The organism is Cellulomonas endophytica (genome assembly GCF_004123805.1).
Classification (GTDB): domain Bacteria; phylum Actinomycetota; class Actinomycetes; order Actinomycetales; family Cellulomonadaceae; genus Cellulomonas; species Cellulomonas endophytica.
On record NZ_RWJX01000003.1, the window covers coordinates 107,571 to 124,626 of the forward strand.

The 17,056-nt window shown below is 78.5% G+C and carries 15 protein-coding genes; 9 read left to right on the forward strand and 6 right to left on the reverse strand.

Features of this window, described 5'->3' with window-relative positions:
* Positions 1-70: 70 nt before the first annotated feature.
* The 3 genes from EJA20_RS01850 to EJA20_RS01860 are packed head-to-tail and all read left to right on the forward strand — an operon-like array spanning position 71 to position 2,398.
* Positions 71-805, forward strand: coding sequence for a FadR/GntR family transcriptional regulator (locus EJA20_RS01850; protein ID WP_129336469.1), 735 nt, complete (start codon positions 71-73; stop codon positions 803-805).
* A complete protein-coding gene (locus EJA20_RS01855) occupies positions 802-1,836 on the forward strand; it encodes a DUF2599 domain-containing protein (RefSeq protein ID WP_129336470.1) in 1,035 nt (344 codons plus the stop codon). The genes EJA20_RS01850 and EJA20_RS01855 overlap by 4 nt, the downstream gene beginning before the upstream one ends.
* Before the next feature lies 1 nt (position 1,837).
* Positions 1,838-2,398: a 2'-5' RNA ligase family protein gene (locus EJA20_RS01860; RefSeq protein ID WP_240674885.1), complete on the forward strand. Its 561-nt coding sequence runs from the start codon at positions 1,838-1,840 to the stop codon at positions 2,396-2,398.
* On the opposite strand, the gene EJA20_RS01865 is transcribed toward EJA20_RS01860, so the two are convergent.
* From EJA20_RS01865 to EJA20_RS01875, 3 genes are all read right to left on the reverse strand, one after another.
* Entirely contained in the window at positions 2,364-4,718 is a 2,355-nt protein-coding gene (locus EJA20_RS01865; protein ID WP_129336471.1) for a putative bifunctional diguanylate cyclase/phosphodiesterase, read from the reverse strand. The genes EJA20_RS01860 and EJA20_RS01865 overlap by 35 nt on opposite strands.
* 155 nt (positions 4,719-4,873) lie before the next feature.
* On the reverse strand, positions 4,874-6,979 hold the full coding sequence (locus tag EJA20_RS01870) for an acyl-CoA dehydrogenase family protein (protein ID WP_129336472.1): 2,106 nt from the start codon (positions 6,977-6,979) through the stop codon (positions 4,874-4,876).
* Between the two features lie 62 nt (positions 6,980-7,041).
* Positions 7,042-7,806, reverse strand: coding sequence for a TetR/AcrR family transcriptional regulator (locus EJA20_RS01875; RefSeq protein ID WP_338068786.1), 765 nt, complete (start codon positions 7,804-7,806; stop codon positions 7,042-7,044).
* A gap of 109 nt (positions 7,807-7,915) precedes the next feature.
* Between EJA20_RS01875 and EJA20_RS01880 the strand changes: the two genes are divergently transcribed.
* Genes EJA20_RS01880 through EJA20_RS01890 form a run of 3 tightly spaced genes read left to right on the forward strand, consistent with a single transcriptional unit; the run spans position 7,916 to position 11,741 of the window.
* Positions 7,916-9,295, forward strand: coding sequence for an acetyl-CoA C-acetyltransferase (locus EJA20_RS01880; protein ID WP_240674886.1), 1,380 nt, complete (start codon positions 7,916-7,918; stop codon positions 9,293-9,295).
* Positions 9,295-10,764, forward strand: a complete 1,470-nt coding sequence (locus tag EJA20_RS01885; protein ID WP_129336474.1) for a 3-oxoacyl-ACP reductase — start codon at positions 9,295-9,297, stop codon at positions 10,762-10,764. Before EJA20_RS01880 ends, EJA20_RS01885 begins: the two co-directional genes overlap by 1 nt.
* Entirely contained in the window at positions 10,761-11,741 is a 981-nt protein-coding gene (locus EJA20_RS01890; protein WP_129336475.1) for a MaoC/PaaZ C-terminal domain-containing protein, read from the forward strand. The genes EJA20_RS01885 and EJA20_RS01890 overlap by 4 nt, the downstream gene beginning before the upstream one ends.
* Before the next feature lie 26 nt (positions 11,742-11,767).
* Here the strand turns inward: EJA20_RS01890 and EJA20_RS01895 are convergent, their stop codons facing one another.
* On the reverse strand, positions 11,768-12,250 hold the full coding sequence (locus EJA20_RS01895) for a pyridoxamine 5'-phosphate oxidase family protein (RefSeq protein ID WP_129336476.1): 483 nt from the start codon (positions 12,248-12,250) through the stop codon (positions 11,768-11,770).
* Positions 12,251-12,398: 148 nt separating this feature from the next.
* Between EJA20_RS01895 and EJA20_RS01900 the strand changes: the two genes are divergently transcribed.
* Both EJA20_RS01900 and EJA20_RS01905 read left to right on the forward strand, forming a co-directional pair.
* A complete protein-coding gene (locus EJA20_RS01900; RefSeq protein ID WP_164983796.1) occupies positions 12,399-12,713 on the forward strand; it encodes a hypothetical protein in 315 nt (104 codons plus the stop codon).
* A 97-nt stretch (positions 12,714-12,810) separates the two neighbouring features.
* Positions 12,811-15,183 carry an ATP-binding cassette domain-containing protein gene (locus EJA20_RS01905; RefSeq protein ID WP_420836393.1) on the forward strand — a complete coding sequence of 791 codons (2,373 nt, stop codon included), beginning with the start codon at positions 12,811-12,813 and terminating at the stop codon, positions 15,181-15,183.
* Here the strand turns inward: EJA20_RS01905 and EJA20_RS01910 are convergent.
* Complete coding sequence (locus EJA20_RS01910; protein WP_129336478.1) at positions 15,180-15,770, reverse strand: GNAT family N-acetyltransferase; 591 nt, start codon at positions 15,768-15,770, stop codon at positions 15,180-15,182. The two genes, EJA20_RS01905 and EJA20_RS01910, sit on opposite strands and share 4 nt — an antisense overlap.
* Before the next feature lie 38 nt (positions 15,771-15,808).
* Here EJA20_RS01910 and EJA20_RS01915 point away from each other — a divergent pair, with 38 nt between their 5' ends.
* Positions 15,809-16,414 carry a pentapeptide repeat-containing protein gene (locus tag EJA20_RS01915; protein WP_129336479.1) on the forward strand — a complete coding sequence of 202 codons (606 nt, stop codon included), beginning with the start codon at positions 15,809-15,811 and terminating at the stop codon, positions 16,412-16,414.
* A gap of 2 nt (positions 16,415-16,416) precedes the next feature.
* Here the strand turns inward: EJA20_RS01915 and EJA20_RS19670 are convergent, their stop codons facing one another.
* Positions 16,417-17,010, reverse strand: a complete 594-nt coding sequence (locus tag EJA20_RS19670) for a hypothetical protein (RefSeq protein WP_129336480.1) — start codon at positions 17,008-17,010, stop codon at positions 16,417-16,419.
* Between the last annotated feature and the right edge of the window lie 46 nt (positions 17,011-17,056).

Consider the following 17,056-nt stretch of genomic DNA (forward strand, 5'->3'; position numbering starts at 1 on the left):
CCCGCCCCCGGCCGTCGGCGCCCGGGGAGCGGCCCGTACACTCCTGCAGCGGCGCGGCGGAGGGCGGGACATGCGGGGGGGCCTGCACAGCGGGGTGCTCGACCGGCTCGGCCGGGAGATCGCCGCCGGCACGCGCCCGCCCGGGTCCGTCCTCACGCTGGCGGGGCTGGAGTCCGAGCTCGGGGTCTCCCGGACGGTCGTGCGCGAGGCGGTGCGGGTCCTGGAGGCGGTCGGCATGGTCGAGTCGCGGCAGCGCGTCGGCGTGCGCGTCCGGCCCGAGGAGGAGTGGAGCGCCCTCGACCCGCAGGTCGTCGGCTGGCGCCTGGCGGGCCCCGGGCGCTACCGGCAGCTCGTCGCGCTCACGGAGCTGCGCCTGGCGATCGAGCCGACGGCGGCCCGGCTGGCCGCCCGGCACGCGGACGGCGCGACCCGCGAGCGCCTCGCCGCCCTGGCCGCGCGGCTGCGCGCGCTCGGCGAGGAGGGCCGCGGCCAGACGGCGCCCTACCTCGAGGCCGACGTGGCCTACCACGCCCTCCTGCTGGAGGCCTCGGGGAACGCGCTGCTCGCGGCGCTCACGGGGCCGGTCGCCGAGGTGCTCTCCGGGCGCTCGGGGCTCGGCCTCATGCCCGCGTCGCCCGTGCCCGGTGCGCTGGACGACCACGAGGCCACGGCGCGTGCCGTCGCGGCGGGCGACGAGGACGCCGCCGAGCGCCACGCGCGCGCCGTCGTCGAGGAGGTCTGGCGCGAGGTGCTCCGGGCGGCCGGTGCCCCCGGGGCCGGTGCGCCCGGGACCGGTGCGCCGTGAGCCGGCTCGACGGCGGACGCCGGGGCCGGACCCTGCTCGCGGCCGTCCTCGCGGCCGGGGTCGCCGGGGGCGTGCTGGCGGGGTGCACACCCGGCGGCGGCACGCCGCCCCCCTCGGCCGCGGCGACCGCGCCCGGGACGGGGGCGGACCCGCAGGCAGGGGGCCCCGACGCCCCGGCGCCGGGGCTGCCCGACGCGGCGACGGTGCGCGGCACGGGCACGCCGCTCGTCGTCGGGACCACGACGCTGTGGGTCCTGCCGACCGCGGGCGCCGGCGTCCGGACGCTCGCGGCGGAGGACGGCTCCGCGGTCGCCGTCGTCACGGTCCCGACCCCCGCGACGGGTGCGGTCACCGGGGCCGCGGGCGGCGCCGTCGGCGCGGGTGCGGTGGGCACGGGTGCGGCGGGCACGGGCGGGGTGGGCATGGCGGCCCCCGCGGCGGGCGACCGCGTGGTCGTGGCCGTCCTCGCGGCGCCGGCGGACCGCACCCTCGCCGTGCGCGACGACGGCTCCGTGGTCGTGGACGCGGGCGACGCCTTCGTCGCCGGCCTCGCACCCGCGGGCCACGCCCCGCCCTCCGTGGCGCTCACCCCCGCCGGCAGCCCCCGCGTCGCGGCCGTGGACCCGGCGGCGCCGGCGGCCGACGCCTCCGGTGCGGACGACGCGCCGACGGGCCCGGGCGTCGTCGTGACCCTGACGGTGCCCGCCGGGGCGGTCGGCGACGTGCCGCTGTGGCTCGCCGACGTCACGGTCCTCGACGCCACGTGGGGGCAGCGCGAGGGCGGGCGGTCCCTCGCGGTGGAGCCGTCGGCGTGGGCACGCGCCGGGGGGCAGGCGGCGGGGGTCGGGGTGTGGGCGCAGGTCGTGGCGCGCGAGCCGGAGGCGGACCTGCCGACGATGCGCGACCAGCTGTGGTGCCACCAGCTCGGGGCGCCGGAGAAGGACACGTGGAACCTCGAGCCCTGGCGGCCCGAGGTCGACACGCTCACGCTGCTCGCGGCCGGCTGCAACCCCGTCGACGGGGACGGCTGAGGTGGCGCCGCGGCTGCAGGCCCTCGAGCTCCTGCCCGACGCCGCCGGGCAGGCCCGCGTGCGCGCCGACTGGGACGCGCTGGCCGCCGCGGGCCTGCCGTCGCAGGCGCAGCACCGTGGCGCGACGAACGCCCCCCACGTGACGCTCCTGCCGGCCCCGGTCCTCGACGCCGCGCTGCTCGACCGGGCGCGGGACGGGCTGGCCCCCCTGCTCCCGGTCCGGGTGCGGGCGGCGGGCCTCGTCGTGCTCGGCGGGCCCCGCGTCACGCTGGCGCGGCTCGTCGACGCGCCGGACGCCCTCGTCGCCGCCGTGCTGGCGCTGCGCGCCGCGGCGCCCGCGACGCCGCACCCGGGGTGGCTCGCGCACGTGACCCTCGCCCGCCGGCTCGACCGGGCCGACGTCGGCCGCGCGGTCGAGCTCCTCGGTCACGAGGACGTGGAGCTCGACCTCGTCGCGCTGCGGCACTGGGACCCGGCCGGGGCGGACGGCGCGGGCGCGACGACCACCCTCGTCGGCCCCGACGGGCTCAGCGCGGCGTCGCCCCCGCCCGCAGCGCCGTGACGGGACCGGGGCGGCCGAGGAGGTAGCCCTGGGCGTCGTCGCAGCCGGCGTCGGCGAAGAACGCCAGCTGCGCGTCCGTCTCGACGCCCTCCGCGATCGTCCGCACGCCGAGCTCGCGGGCCAGCCGCAGGATCGCGGCCACGACGACCCGCGTGCGCTCCTCGTCGACGGAGGAGGCGAACGAGCGGTCGAGCTTGAGGACGTCCACGGGCATCCGCCGCAGCCAGGTGAGCGCGGTGTTGCCGGCACCGAAGTCGTCGAGCGCGATGGAGAAGCCGCGCTCGCGCTTGCGCCGCAGCCGGTCCCCCAGGCCCGGCACGTCCGTGCCCAGCACCTCCTCCGACAGCTCGAAGAAGATGCCGTGCGGGTCGACCCCGTGCCACGCGGCGAGCGCGGCGAGCTCGCGGTCGAGCTCGGGCACCGCGAGCTGCACCGCGGCGAGGTTGATGAAGACCTCGAGGTCCGTGCCGTCGGCCTGCCACCGGGCGGCCTGGGCGAGCGCCGCGTCGACCGCCCACTGCGACAGCGCCGGCACGAGCCCGACCTCGCCCGCCAGGGGCAGGAACTCCCCGGCCGGCACGAGGCCGCGCAGCGGGTGCCGCCACCGCAGCAGGGCCTCCGCGGCGACGACCCGCCGGTCCCGCAGCCGGACGATGGGCTGCCACGCCAGCTCGAGCTGCCCGTGCTCGAGGGCGTGGTGGAGCTGGCTGCCGAGGTCGAGCCGGTACTGCACGCGCGTCCCGAGCTCCCGGGTGAAGGGGGCGCTGCGGGCCCGGCCCAGCCGCTTGGCCTCGTACAGCGCCGCGTCGGCCTGCGCGAGCAGCTCCTCGGCCCGGCGGCTGCCGCCGGGGCCGTCGAGCGCGAGCGCGGGGTCGTCGTCCGCGCCCGCGTCGGGCACCGCGTCGTCCGCCGGGCGGTGCGTCACCACGCCGAGCGAGACCGTCACGTGCGAGGCGACGGGCCCGATCCGGTAGCGGCCCGTGGCGGCCGCCGCCACGCGGTCCGCCAGCGCGCGCTCGGCCCCCTCGGCGGCGGCGTCGAGGCCCTGCGCGACGACGACGAACTCGTCGCCGCCGAGCCGGGCGACGGCCACGTCCGCCGCTGCGGCACCGGGCCCGGCGGCCGCCCGCGGCCCGGCGTGCTCCGGCCGCAGCGCCGTCACCAGGCGCGAGGCCATCTCGACGAGCAGCAGGTCGCCCGCCGCGTGCCCGAGGCTGTCGTTGACGACCTTGAAGTCGTCGACGTCGAGCACGACGACGGCGAAGGCGGTCCCCTCACGGGTGCTGCGGACCACCGCCTCGCGCAGGGTGCGCGTGAACCACCGCCGGTTGGGCAGGCCCGTGAGCGCGTCCTCCAGCGCCAGGTGCTCGAGCCGGCGGGTGGCGGCGCGGTGGGCCGTGACGTCGCGCAGGGCCACCGCGACGCCCCCCACGGCGGGCTCGGCCCCCCAGTCGCGCGCGACCGCCTGCACCCAGCGCACCTCGCCGGAGGTGCGCACGACCCGCAGCTCGGCGGCGACCCGATCGCCCGGCGCGACCTGCGCCCGCACGAGCAGGTCCTCCAGGACGGCGCGGTCGTCGTCGAGCACCACCCGCGCGAAGGTCGCGCCCGCCGCCGGCCCCGGGCCCCCGAGGAGCTCGGCCAGGGCCGCGCTCGACCAGTCGACCGTGCCCTCGGGCGTCAGCACGACGATCGCGTCCGCGGCGTGCTCGAGCAGGAGGCGGTGGCGCTCCTCCCGGCGCCGGCGCATGACGTCGGCCGCGCGCTCGTCCGTGACGTCCCGCCACAGCACGACGACGAGGCCCGCCACGGGCAGGTGGGACATCTCGGCGACGCGGTGGCGCACGGCCCGGCCCCCCAGCGCCAGGGCCGGCGGCACGCCCCGGGGGTCCGGGTCGGCCACCTCGGGACGGGAGCCGGGCACCCCCGGCAGGTCGGCGCCCCCGGGCCCGGCGGGGCGCGGCGGCGTCCGCAGCGTCCCGTCGGCGTCGAGCGCGAGCAGCAGGTCCTCCCGCTGCGGCCGGCCGGTGACGAGCACCTTGCGGTTGAGCGCGACGACGCGGTCCGCCACGGCCTCGCCGAACAGCTCGCGCAGGGTGCGCCCCACGGAGGGGGTGCCGGCGAGGCCGTCGGTCCCGCCCGAGTCCGCGACCACGAGGAAGTCCCGCACGCAGCCGTCCAGGCCGGGGACGGGACGCAGCAGCGTGACGCGCTCGCGGTCGTCGCGGTGGAGGGCGGCCAGCAGCGCCGGCAGCAGGTCCGCCGGGTCGGTCGCGGGCACGGGCAGGGCCGCCGTGGCCGGTCCGGACGCCTCTGGCACGTCGACCCCCTGCAGCGCCGGCGTCCGCACCCGCCGGCTCGCGGTGCCGGCCCCGCACGGGTCCGGTGCGCCCACTCTGCGCGGCCCGGGGGGCGCGCCGCCACTCCTGCGGGCGAACGGGGCCGGAAGCGGACACCTCGGGGCCGTCCGCCGGGTCAGCCCCGGCGGGGGCGGGCCTCCGGGACGGGCGCGTCGCCCCGGGCGCGCTGGGCGCGGGCCCAGGCGCGCGCCTCGTCCTGGCGCCGGGCCTCGGCGCCCGACGCGACGGCCGCGCGCAGGTGCTCGGGGCCGTAGCCGAACGCGTCGACGAGGTCCTGGGCGTGCGGCCGCAGCCGTGCCAGGAGGCGGTCGACGTAGGACGCGACCGTCCGCGCCCGGCCGACGGACAGGCGCCCGTTCAGCAGGTACCAGTCGAGGTGGCGCTCGACGAGCCCGAGGCCGAACAGGTCGCGCAGCCACGTGAGCACCTGGCGGGTGCCGGGGTCCGTGACCCGCTCGAGCGCGGCGGTGAAGGACTCCCACTGCACGAGCTCGGCGTGCGCCCGGGCCGCCTCGACGAGGGCGTGCTGGTGGGCGCCGACGATCGCCGCGGCCTCCCGCGGGGACGCCTTCTGGGCCGGGCGCACCCCGGCCGCCACCTCGGCGACCATCGTCTCGACCCGGTCCACCAGCAGGGCGCGCTGCTCGTGGGTCTCGCGCAGCTGCCCGACGGAGCGGCGCGGGTCGCCGGCGTCGGCGATCGTCTGCAGGGCCCGGGTCAGCGGCGTGCGGTAGCGCGCGGCGTCGGCGGCCCGCTCGGCGACGAGCCGCGCCACCCGGACCGCGTCGAGGTGGCGGAAGCCCTGCGCGTGGTCGGCCAGGAGCCGCTTGCCGACGAGCTGGAGCAGCACGGTGTTGTCGCCCTCGAACGTCACGTAGACGTCGAGGTCCGCGCGCAGCCCGACGAGGCGGTTCTCCGCGAGGTAGCCCGCGCCGCCGCAGGCCTCGCGGCACGTCTGCAGCGTCGTCAGGGCGTGCCAGGTGGACGCCGGCTTCAGCGCCGCGGCGAGGGTCTCGAGGTCCTCGCGCGTCTGCTCCGTGTCGTTGCGGCCGGAGAACACGTCGTCGAAGGCGGCGAGCAGGTCCTCGTGCGCGAACCCGGCGGCGTAGGTCGTCGCGAGCAGCGGCAGCAGGCGGCGGGCGTGCTCCGGGTGGTCGAGGAGGACGACCTCGTCGACGTCGGGGCCGGCGAACTGCCGGCGCTGGTTGCCGTACGTCACCGCGACCGCCAGGCCGGCGCGGGCCGCCGCCACCGCCGCCCCGTCGAGGGACACCCGGCCCTGCACGAGCGTGCCCAGCATCGTGAAGAAGCGCCGGCCGGGGCTGGCGATCGGGGAGGTGTAGGTGCCGTCGGGTGCCACCGACCCGTACCGGTCCAGGAGGTTCGTCCGGGGGACCCGCACGTGGTCGAAGCACAGCCGGCCGTTGTCGATGCCGTTGAGGCCGCCCTTGAGCCCGTCGTCCTCGCCGGAGACCCCGGGGAGGAACTGCCCCGCCGCGTCCCGGACCGGCACGTAGACCGCGTGGACGCCGTGGTCGACCGGGCCCCGGCCGGGGGCGGCCGTGACGAGCCGGGCGAAGACCACCGCGGCCGTCGCGTGCTGCGCGGCGTTGCCGAGGTAGTCCTTCCAGGCGGCGCGGAAGGGCGTGTGCACGACGAGCTCGTCCGTGGCGGGGTCGAAGGTCGCCGTCGTGGCGATGGACTGCACGTCCGACCCGTGGCCGGTCTCCGTCATGGCGAAGGCGCCGGGCGTGGCCACGGACAGGGCGTCGGGCAGCCACGCGTCGTGGTGCCGCCCCGTCCCCAGGTGCAGGATCGCGGAGGCGAACAGGCCCCACTGCACCCCGGCCTTGATCTGCAGCGACGGGTCGCCGACGACGAGCTCCTCGAAGCGCGCGAGCGAGCCGCCGTGGTCGTCGCGGCCCCCGAAGCGCTCCGGGAAGGCGCGGTGCACGTCGCCCTCCGCCGCCAGCGCCCGCAGCTGGTCGAGCACCCGGGCGCGGTGCTCGGCCATGGGCATCCCGGGCACGCCGTGGAACCGCTCCTGGGCCATGAGCGCGCGGGCGCCGCGGCGCAGCTCCGGGTAGTGCCCGAGGAGCACCTCGTGCAGGGCGCCGACGTCGACCCGGCCGCCCCGGTCGAGCGCGGGGTCGCCGGGGGCGGCGGTCCCGGTCGTCCCGGTGGGGCCCGGGGTGGTGGGGCGGGGTGCGGTGGTGGTCACGGGGACTCCTCGTCGTCGTCGTCGGGAGCGGGCGGGGTGGGGGTGGTCGACGTCGGGGGTCGTCAGGACCGGGCGCCGCGGGGGCCCCGGGACACGGCGGGCAGGGGCACGGCGGGCAGGGGCACGGCGCGGACGGCGGGGCCGTCGGCCCAGGCGGCGGCGGAGCCCGACCACAGCCACGCCGCGACCTGGTCGGTGAGGGCGGCGCGGTCGGGGCAGCCGGGCTCGCCGCGGTGCGTCATCCACCACTCCCCCGCCCCGCGGACGTAGCCGACCGCCCCGGCGGCCCAGGCCTGCGCCGCCCAGGCGTCCGGCGCGCCGCCGTCGGCCGCGAGCCGGGCGAAGTGCCCGGCGACGAGCGTCGCGGCCGAGGCGACGAAGTGCCCCAGCGGCCCGCCGGCCTCCAGCGAGCCGTCCCGCGTGACGTAGGCGTAGACGTTCGGGGACTGCTCGATCGTGTCGAGGTAGACCGCGACCATCGCGCGCAGGCCCTCCCTCGGCGACGGCGCCACGCGCAGCACGCCCGCGAGCGCGCCCTGGATCTGCCCGACGACGGCCTCGCCGACGGCTATCTGCAGCCCCGTCTTGTCGCCGAAGTAGCGGTAGACGATCGACTTGGACGTGCCGGCCGCGGCGGCGATCTCCTCCATGGAGACGTCGGGGCCGCCGTGGTGGACGGTGCGGCGCGCGACGCGCACGAGCTCGGCCCGTCGCGCCTCGCGGTGCTCGGCCCACCGCGTGTGGCGGCCATCCGCGTCCTCGCGCACGGCCTCGCGCACGGCCTCGCGCCCCGCGCCCTCGTCGGCCCCCTCGGTGATCCGGCTCACAGGACGGACGGTATCAGGTACCGTGGGTCCCGGACAGTGCCGGACGCGCCCCGTGGGGCCGGGCGGCGCCGGCCGCGGCAGCACATCGACGGCGATGCGGGAGGCAGCTGTGACACCTTCGTCCACCCTCGGCGACCCGGGCACCCGGGTCGGGGACCACAGCGGGGCGGTGCCCGGCGGGACCCGACCGGCCTACGTCCTCGGCGGCAACCGCACCCCGTTCGCGCGGGCCGGCGGCCGGTACGCGCACGCCTCGAACCTCGACCTGCTCACGGCGGCCCTCGACGGGCTCGTCGCGCGCCACGGGCTGCAGGGCGAGCGGGTCGGCGAGGTCGCGGCCGGCGCCGTCCTCAAGCACAGCCGCGACTTCAACCTCACCCGCGAGGCCGTCCTCGGGTCGGCGCTCTCGGCCACGACGCCGGCGTACGACGTGCAGCAGGCGTGCGCCACGGGCCTCGAGGCCGTCGTCGGCCTGGCGAACAAGATCCGCCTCGGGCAGCTGGAGTCGGCGGTGGCCGGCGGCGTCGACAGCGCCTCCGACGCGCCCGTCGCGCTCAACGACCGCCTGCGCCGGGCCCTGCTCGACCTGCGCCGGGCGCGCACGCCCCAGGCCCGGCTCGCGGTGCTGGCGCGGCTGCGGCCGGGGGACCTGGCACCGGAGGCGCCGACGGCCGGGGAGCCCCGGACGGGCCTGTCCATGGGCGAGCACCAGGCGATCACCACCGCGCAGTGGGGCATCACACGCGCCGCGCAGGACGAGCTCGCGCTGCGCAGCCACCAGCGCCTCGGGGCGGCGTGGGACGCGGGGGTCTTCGACGACCTCGTCACGCCCTACCGCGGGCTCGTGCGGGACGCGAACCTGCGCGCGGACACCTCGCTGGAGAAGCTGGCCGCGCTGAAGCCCGTCTTCGGGCGCGGGCTGGACGCGCCCGCGACGATGACGGCGGGCAACTCCACGCCGCTCACCGACGGCGCCTCGACGGTGCTGCTCGGCTCCCGGGAGTGGGCGGCCGAGCACGGCCTCACGCCCTGGGCGGCGGTCGTGGACGCGGAGGTCGCGGCGGTCGACTTCGTGCACGGCGAGGACGGCCTGCTGCTCGCCCCGGCGTTCGCGGTGCCGCGGCTGCTCGCCCGTCACGGGCTGGCGCTGGAGGACCTCGACCTCGTCGAGATCCACGAGGCCTTCGCCGCCACCGTCCTGTGCACCCTCGCCGCCTGGGAGAGCGAGACGTTCGGCCGCGAGCGCCTCGGGCTCGACGGCGCGTTCGGCACGGTGAAGGAGGACCGCCTCAACGTGCACGGGTCGTCCCTCGCCGCGGGCCACCCCTTCGCGGCGACCGGCGGCCGGGTCGTCGCCACCGTCGCCCAGGAGCTGCACCGGCGCCGCGCGGAGCTGCGCGCCGCCGGCGAGGACCGCCCCGTTCGCGCCCTCGTCTCCGTCTGCGCGGCCGGCGGCCTCGGCGTCGCCGCGCTGCTCGAGGCGGCGTGATGACGACGACGACGCCCCGCCCCGCCCTCCACCGCCCGGCGACGGACCGCCCCGGCCCCGTCCCGGGCAGCGATCCCGGCAGCGATCCTGCGCTCACGTCCGCCGACGCCTACCTCCGGCTCGTGCAGGCCGGGCCCGCGGCGGCGGTCGCGCGGCGCCTCGGCCTGCCGCGCCCGCCGGTGCTGCGCCGCCACGTGCCCGGCGCCCCCCTCGTCGAGGGGCCCGTGCTCGTGCTCGGGCGCGGGGCGGAGGCCGACGCGCTCGCCGGCCTGCTCGCCGCCGCACCCGCCGCCGGCGGCCGGGCGGACGGCTGGGACCTCGACGTCCACCGCCACCCCACCGAGGGGCTGCGCTACGGCGCCGTCGTGCTCGCGCTCACCGGGCTCGAGCACCCGGGCGACCTCGCCGACCCCGTGCTGGCCCTCGCCGGCGTCCTGCGCCGCCTGGCGCCCGCGGGGCGCGTCGTCACCGTCTCCCGGCCGGCGCGCGCCGGTGACCCGCCCGCACGGGCCGCGGCACGGCAGGCCGTCGACGGGTTCCTGCGCTCCCTGGCCAAGGAGCTGCGCGGCGGGGCGACGGGCAACGGCGTCGTGGTCGCCGACGGGGTCGACGTGCTGGCCCCGGCGGTGCTCGGCACGCTGCGGTTCCTGCTCTCGGCCCGGTCGGCCTTCGTCGACGGGCAGCTCCTTCCCGTCGACTCCGGCGCGGGGACGCTGCCGGCCGACCCCGAGCGCCCCCTCGAGGGCCGGGTCGCGGTCGTCACGGGCGCGGCCCGGGGCATCGGCGCGGCCATCGCGTCCGTGCTGGCCCGCGACGGCGCCCGCGTCGTCGCGGTGGACGTCCCCGCGGCGGGCGAGGCCCTCGCCGGCGTCGCGAACGGCGTCCGCGGCACCGCGCTCGCGCTCGACGTCACGTCCCGCGACGCCGGGCGGCGGATCCTCGAGCACGCCCTCGCCCGCCACGGCCACCTCGACGTCGTCGTGCACAACGCGGGGATCACCCGCGACAAGCTGCTGGCCAACACGACGCCGGACCGCTGGGCCTCCGTGCTGGCCGTCAACGTGGAGGCGCCGCTGCGCATCACGGAGCACCTGCTCGCCGCCGGCGCGCTCACCGACGCCCCCCGGGTCGTCGCGCTGGCGTCCACCTCCGGCATCGCGGGCAACCGGGGCCAGACCGGCTACGCCGCGTCGAAGGCCGCCGTCATGGGCATGGTCGCCGCGACGGCACCCCTGCTGGCGGCCGTGGGCGGTACGGCCAACGCGGTCGCGCCGGGCTTCGTCGAGACGGAGATGACGGCCCGCATCCCCGCGCTCACGCGGCAGGTCGCGCGCCGGCTCAACACCCTGCAGCAGGGCGGCCTGCCCGTCGACGTCGCGGAGGCGGTGGCGTTCCTCGCCTCGCCGGCCGCGGGCGGCATCCTGGGGCAGACCCTGCGGGTGTGCGGGCAGAGCATGGTGGGCCGGTGACGGACGGACCGGGGCGCCCACGGCGCGAGACCGTCCTGCCCGCCGTGCCGGCGCTGGGCGGCCTCTACGCCGCGGGCGCCCGGGCGTCGCTGCGGGCCCGGCTGTCCCCCGCGGGCCGCGCAGCGGCCGGCCGTCCGGCGCCCGCCCTGCCCGACGTCGCGCACGTGGTCCGGGGCGTGACGGCCGACGCCGACCACCTCACGGCGTACCAGCACCTGCTGGGCGAGAGCGCCACGGACACGCTGCCGCCGGGGTTCGTGCACGTGCTGGCGTTCCCCGTGGCGATGTCCGTCATGACGGCGCCGGGCTTCCCGCTGCCGCTCCTGGGGATGGTCCACCTGGCCAACCGGGTGGAGCAGCGGCGGCCGGTGCGCCTCGGCGACCGCCTCGACGTCCGCGCCTGGGCGCAGGACCTGCACCCGCACCCCCGGGGCACGAGCGTGCGGCTGGTCGCCGAGGTCGAGGTCGACGGGGAGACGGTGTGGACCGGGGTCTCCACCTACCTGGCGAAGGGCGTGGCGGCCGGCGTGGGCGCCGAGGGCACGGGCATGGGCGGCACGGGCACGGACGGCACGGGCACGGACGGCACGGGCACGGACGGCACGGGCACGGACGGCACGGACCCGCGCCCGCTCCCCACCGCCCGCTGGCGCCTCCCGGCGGACACCGGGCGCCGCTACGCCGCCGTCTCCGGGGACCGCAACCCCCTCCACCTGTCGGTCGCGACGGCCCGGGCCCTCGGCCAGCCCCGCCCCCTCGCGCACGGCATGCACACCGCGGCACGCGCGCTCGCGCAGGTGGGGCCGGCGCGCGGGGACGCGCTCGTGTGGACGGCGACGTTCGGCAGCCCCGTGCGGCTGCCCGCGACGGTCGACGTGGCGGTGGCCCGGGCCGGCGACGGCTGGACGGTCACGGGCACGGGCCGCGGCGGGCGCCACCACCTCACCGTCGGCGTGGCGCCCCTCGTCGGGACCTGATCCGGACCCGAGCCGGGGCCGCCCGCTCAGAGCTCGACGGTGAGGTTCTCCCCGCCGTCGTAGCGCTCCCCCGTGACCTTCGACTTCACGAGGCTGAGGACGGTGGCGACGCGGCCGCCGGGGGACTGCCAGTACTCGGCGGTCGCGCCGTGGACGACGACGATCCGCAGCCCCGGGGTGTCGGGGCCGTCGGGGTACCAGGCCTCCGCCGTCGGGCCCCACAGCTCGCGCGCCTTCGCGGTGTCGTCGAGGACCTCCGCGCTGCCCGCCACGGACAGCCACGACGTGCCCGAGGCGAAGGAGACGTTCGCGGGGCTGCCGGCCTCGATCTCGTGGACCTTGTGGCTGTCGGCGTCGGCGAAGAACCACAGGTCCCCGTCGAAGTCCACGTCCTGCACGCCCATGGGGCGGCTGACGAGCTGGCCGTCGGGCGCGACGGTCGTGAGCATCGCGATGCGCGTCTCCTTCACGAGGCGGACGACGGTCTCGCGCGGGCTCTCGGTGCTCATGGCGGTGCTCCCTCGGGGCGTGACGGGTGGGGCGGCGCGCCGGGCGCGCGCCCCGCCCACGCTAGGCACGCCCGGCGCGGACGGCACGCGGGGCGACCCCCGAGCGGTTAGCGTCGGGCACGGCGGAGGCGGACGGGACGCGACGGAGGTGGCGATGACGGTGGTCCTCGCGGTCGTCGCGGGCGCGCTCACCGGTGCCGGGGTCCGCTGGGCGCACCGGCGGGCCGTGCGCCAGGGCCGGCCCGCGTGGGAGCGCCGGGCCGTGCTGGGGCTCGCGCTCGTCGCCCTCCTCGCGCTCGCCGGCAGCCTCGCGCCCCACGACACGCAGCGCCTGCTGCCCGCGCTGGCGGTGTCCTACGCCGCGGCGCTCGTCGTCGTCGCGGTCCGCGACCGGCGGCGGGACCCGCGCGCCGCCCCCGTGCCGGGGTCGCCGCCCAACCCCCGCCGGGGCGCCCTCGGCTGAGCGGCCGCCCGTCCCACCCCGATGAGTTCGGCCTCCCGCGCAGGTCGGAGACCTCGGCGGGGCGCACCCCGCCGCCCGCACCACCAGGAGGACGCCCGTGACGACCCTGCCCGCCGAGGCCCCCACCGACCCCGAGGCCCGCCCCGCCGCCTGGGACGTCATCCGCATCCGGGGCGCGCGCGAGAACAACCTGCGGGGCGTCGACGTGGACCTCCCCAAGCGCCGCATCACCGTGCTCACGGGCGTCTCGGGCTCGGGCAAGTCCTCCCTGGCCTTCGACACCGTGGCGGCGGAGTCGCAGCGGCTGCTCAACGAGACGCACACCGCGTTCATCCAGAACTTCCTGCCCCAGTCCCGCCAGCCCGAGGCCGACGCCCTCACCGGCCTGACGGCGTCGATCGTCGTCGACCAGCAGCCCATGGGCGGCTCGTCGCGCTCGACCGTCGGCACCGCGACGGACACCTCCCCCTGGCTGCGCCGGATCTTCGCGCGGCTCGGCACGCCGAACCTCGGCACGCCCATCGCGTTCTCCTTCAACGACCCGCGCGGCATGTGCCCGGCGTGCGAGGGGCTCGGGACCGTCGCGGCGATCGACGAGGACGCGCTGCTGCACCCCGACCGGAGCCTGCGCGAGGGCGCCATCGACTTCCCCGGCTTCGCCCCCGACTCCTGGCTGTGGAAGATCTTCGCCGAGTCCGGCTGGTTCGACGTCGACGCCAAGGTGCGCGACTGGACCCCCGAGCAGCGCCGGCTGCTCCTGCACGGGCCCGACGAGTCGGTGACCGCCGGCCCGCGCGCCCGCGGCAAGGTCAAGGCCGAGAAGATCGACGTGGGCGGCATGTCGCTGTCCTACGAGGCCCTGCTGCCCCGGCTGCGCCGCAGCGTGCTGAGCAAGAACCCCGAGTCGCTCCAGTCCCACATCCGCACCGCGGTGGAGCGCATCTCCACCTTCGGGCGCTGCGAGGAGTGCGCGGGCAGCCGCCTCAACGCCGCGGCGCGGGGGAGCCTCGTCGCCGGGCGGTCCATCGGCTGGTGCTCCGACGCGCAGGTGTCCGACCTCGCCGCGTGGGTGCGCGGCCTCGACGCCCCCGAGCACCGGCCGGTGCTCGACGACCTCGCCGACCGCCTCGACGCCCTCGTCCGGATCGGCCTGGGCTACCTCAGCCTCAGCCGCCCGAGCGCGACGCTCTCGGGCGGGGAGTCCCAGCGCGTGAAGATGGTCCGCCACCTGGGCTCGGCGCTCACCGACCTCACCTACGTCTTCGACGAGCCGAGCGTCGGGCTGCACCCCCACGACATCCACCGCATGAACGAGCTGCTCGTCGCGCTGAGGGACAAGGGCAACACCGTGCTCGTCGTGGAGCACAAGCCCGAGGTCATGGCGATCGCCGACCACGTCGTCGACATGGGCCCCGGCGCCGGCGCCGCGGGCGGCACCATCGTCTACCAGGGCGACCTGCCGGGGCTGCGGGCCTCGGGCACGCTCACCGGGCGGCACCTGCAGGCCCTCCAGCCGATCAAGCGCGACGTGCGCACCCCGACGGGGTCGCTGCGGGTCGAGGGCGCGCGCACGCACAACCTCCAGGACGTCACCGTGGAGATCCCGACCGGCGTCCTCACGGTCGTCACCGGGGTGGCCGGCTCGGGCAAGAGCTCGCTCGTCCGGGTCGAGCTGCCGCGCCGGTACCCCGACGTCGTCGTGGTCGACCAGGCGACGACCCGCGGCTCGCGCCGCTCGAACTCCGCCACCTACACCGGGATGCTCGAGCACATCCGCAAGGCGTTCGGCAAGGCGAACGGGGTCAAGCCCGCGCTGTTCTCCGCGAACTCCGAGGGCGCCTGCCCCGAGTGCGGCGGCCTCGGCGTCATCTACACCGACCTCGGCAACCTCGAGCCCATGACCTCCCCCTGCGAGGTCTGCGGCGGGCGCCGGTACACCGAGAGGGTGCTGGGCTACACCCTGCGGGGGCGGTCCATCGCCGACGTGCTCGAGATGTCCGTGGTCGAGGCGCGCACCTTCTTCACCGAGCGCGCGGAGAGGCCGGTCGCGACGACCCTGGCGGCGATGGAGGACGTCGGCATCGGCTACCTCACCCTCGGCCAGCCGCTGTCGACCCTCTCCGGCGGCGAGCGGCAGCGCCTCAAGCTCGCCATCGAGCTGGGCTCGCCCGCGGACGTCTACGTGCTCGACGAGCCGACGACGGGCCTGCACATGTCCGACGTCGACCGGCTCATCGCCCTGCTCGACCGGTTCGTCGACGCCGGCTCGACCGTCGTGGTCATCGAGCACAACCTCGACGTCGTCTCCCGCGCCGACCACGTCCTCGACCTCGGCCCGGGCGCGGGCGCGCAGGGCGGTCGCGTCGTCCACGAGGGGCCGCCGCTGGCCCTGGCGCAGCACCCCTCGTCGCTCACGGGGCTGCACCTGGCACGGCGCCACGGCCTGCCGGAGCCGGGACCGGCGCGCTAGACGTCCCCCGGGACCGGCGGCAGCCCGAGCCGCGCGCGCAGGCCGGCGCGCGCGGCGGGCCACTCGTCGGCGAGGATCGAGAAGTACGCCGTGTCGCCGCGGGTGCCGTCCGGTGCGAGGCGGTGGCTGCGCAGCACGCCCTCGGCCGTCGCGCCGAGGCGGGCGATGGCGGCGAGGGAGCGGGCGTTCCGGCTGTCCGCGCGCAGCGCGACGCGCGCCATGCCCCAGCCGTCGAACGCCTGCGTCAGGAGCGCGAGCTTCGTCGCGGGGTTCGTCGGCCCGCCCCACCACGGCCGGCCGTAGAAGGTGTGGCCGATCTCGAGGCGGCGGACGCGGTGGTCGACGTCGTAGAAGGACGTGCTGCCCCGGACCGTCCCGTCGTCGCCCACCACCGCGAAGGCGAGCCGTCCGGGCGTCTCCAGTGCGGTCGCGACCCACGCGGCGAGGTCGTCGGCTCCGCGCGGCACGGGCGAGGACATGCCCGCCCAGAGGGCGTCGTCGACGAGCGCGACGAGGGGCGCGGCGTGCTCGGGCCCCAGCGGGACGAGCTGCACGCCGGCGCCGTCGAGGACCAGGGGGTGTCGCACGGCGGGATCCTGGCACAGCGGGCTGGCAGAGTGGCGCCGTGACCTGGAGCGGGAGGGTGGAGCGCGAGGGGCTGCTCGACGAGGTGCGGATCGAGGACGCGGACCTGTCCGGCGTCGATGCCTCCGGCGCCCGCTGGCTCGACGTGACGGTCGTGGGCGGCACGCTCGACGACGCCGTGCTGGACCGGGCCGACCTGTCCGACGTGGGCATCGACGGCGCGCACGCCACCGCGCTGTCCGCCCGCGACGGGTCGTGGCGGGACGTCCTCGTCACGGGTGCGCGGATCGGCGCCCTCGTCGCGCACGGCGTCCGCTGGGACCGCGTGACGCTGCGCGGCTGCCGGCTCGGCTTCGTCAACCTCCGGGACTCCCGCCTCGACGGCCTGCGGCTGGAGGGCTGCACGGTCGACGACCTGGACCTGGCCGGCGCGACCGCGAAGCGCCTCGCGTTCGTCGACTGCCGGGTGCGCCGCCTCGAGCTGTCCCGCGCCACCCTCACCTCGGCCGACCTCACGGGTCTCGACCTCGGCGCGCTCGAGCGCCTCGACGGCGTCGCGGGCCTGCGCGGCGCGACGGTCCGGGCCGCCGACCTGGCCGCCCTCGCCCCGCTGCTCGCGGCGGAGCTGGGGATCCGGCTCGCCTGACCTCAGCCCGCGGGCAGCAGGGCGCGCGAGGCCGGCCCCGGGTGCAGCACGACCTCGTCGACGCCCGTCCGGCGCGCGAGGGCGGTCGCGTCGGCGACGAGCCGCTCCGGCGTCGTCACGAGCCACGCCGCGGACCGGACCCACGGCGCGCCGGCGAGGGCGTCGAGGACCTCCAGGCGCTGGCGGGCGCGTCGCAGGCCCAGCCCGTCCGGGCCGGCGTCGGCGACGAGCACGAGCGGCACGTCGAGCACCACGCGCACGGCGCGGCGGGGGCGGCCGGCGGCGGCCACGGCGTCGACGACCCCGCGGACGGCGGCGGCGACGGCCGCGTCCGTGCGGCGGGCGGCGGTGTGCTCGACGCGCACGACGTCGGCCGCGGCGAGGTCGGCGGCGTCGGCGTCGGCGTCGGCGGGGGCGGCCTGCGGGCCGGCGCCGAGCGCGACGACGCGAGCGCCGGGCGGCAGGGACGGGTGGTCGACGCGCAGACCCGGCGCGGACCGGAGCGGGCCCGCGTCAGGGGTGGTGGCAGGGGTGGTGGCGGGGGTGGTGGCGGGGGCGACGGCGGCAGGACGCGTCGCGACCAGGGGCTGGGCCATGGGGGTGTCTCTCGCAGGACCGGCGGGTGCGCGCGGGGGCCGTCCG

What these genes read in the sequence shown, in the direction of transcription:
- EJA20_RS01850 (WP_129336469.1), top strand. Translation starts at nt 71, where the DNA reads ATGCGGGGGGGCCTGCACAGCGGGGTGCTCGACCGGCTCGGCCGGGAG.
- EJA20_RS01895 (WP_129336476.1), bottom strand. Translation starts at nt 12,250, where the DNA reads ATGAGCACCGAGAGCCCGCGCGAGACCGTCGTCCGCCTCGTGAAGGAG.
- EJA20_RS19670 (WP_129336480.1), bottom strand. Translation starts at nt 17,010, where the DNA reads ATGGCCCAGCCCCTGGTCGCGACGCGTCCTGCCGCCGTCGCCCCCGCC.
- EJA20_RS01885 (WP_129336474.1), top strand. Translation starts at nt 9,295, where the DNA reads ATGACGACGACGACGCCCCGCCCCGCCCTCCACCGCCCGGCGACGGAC.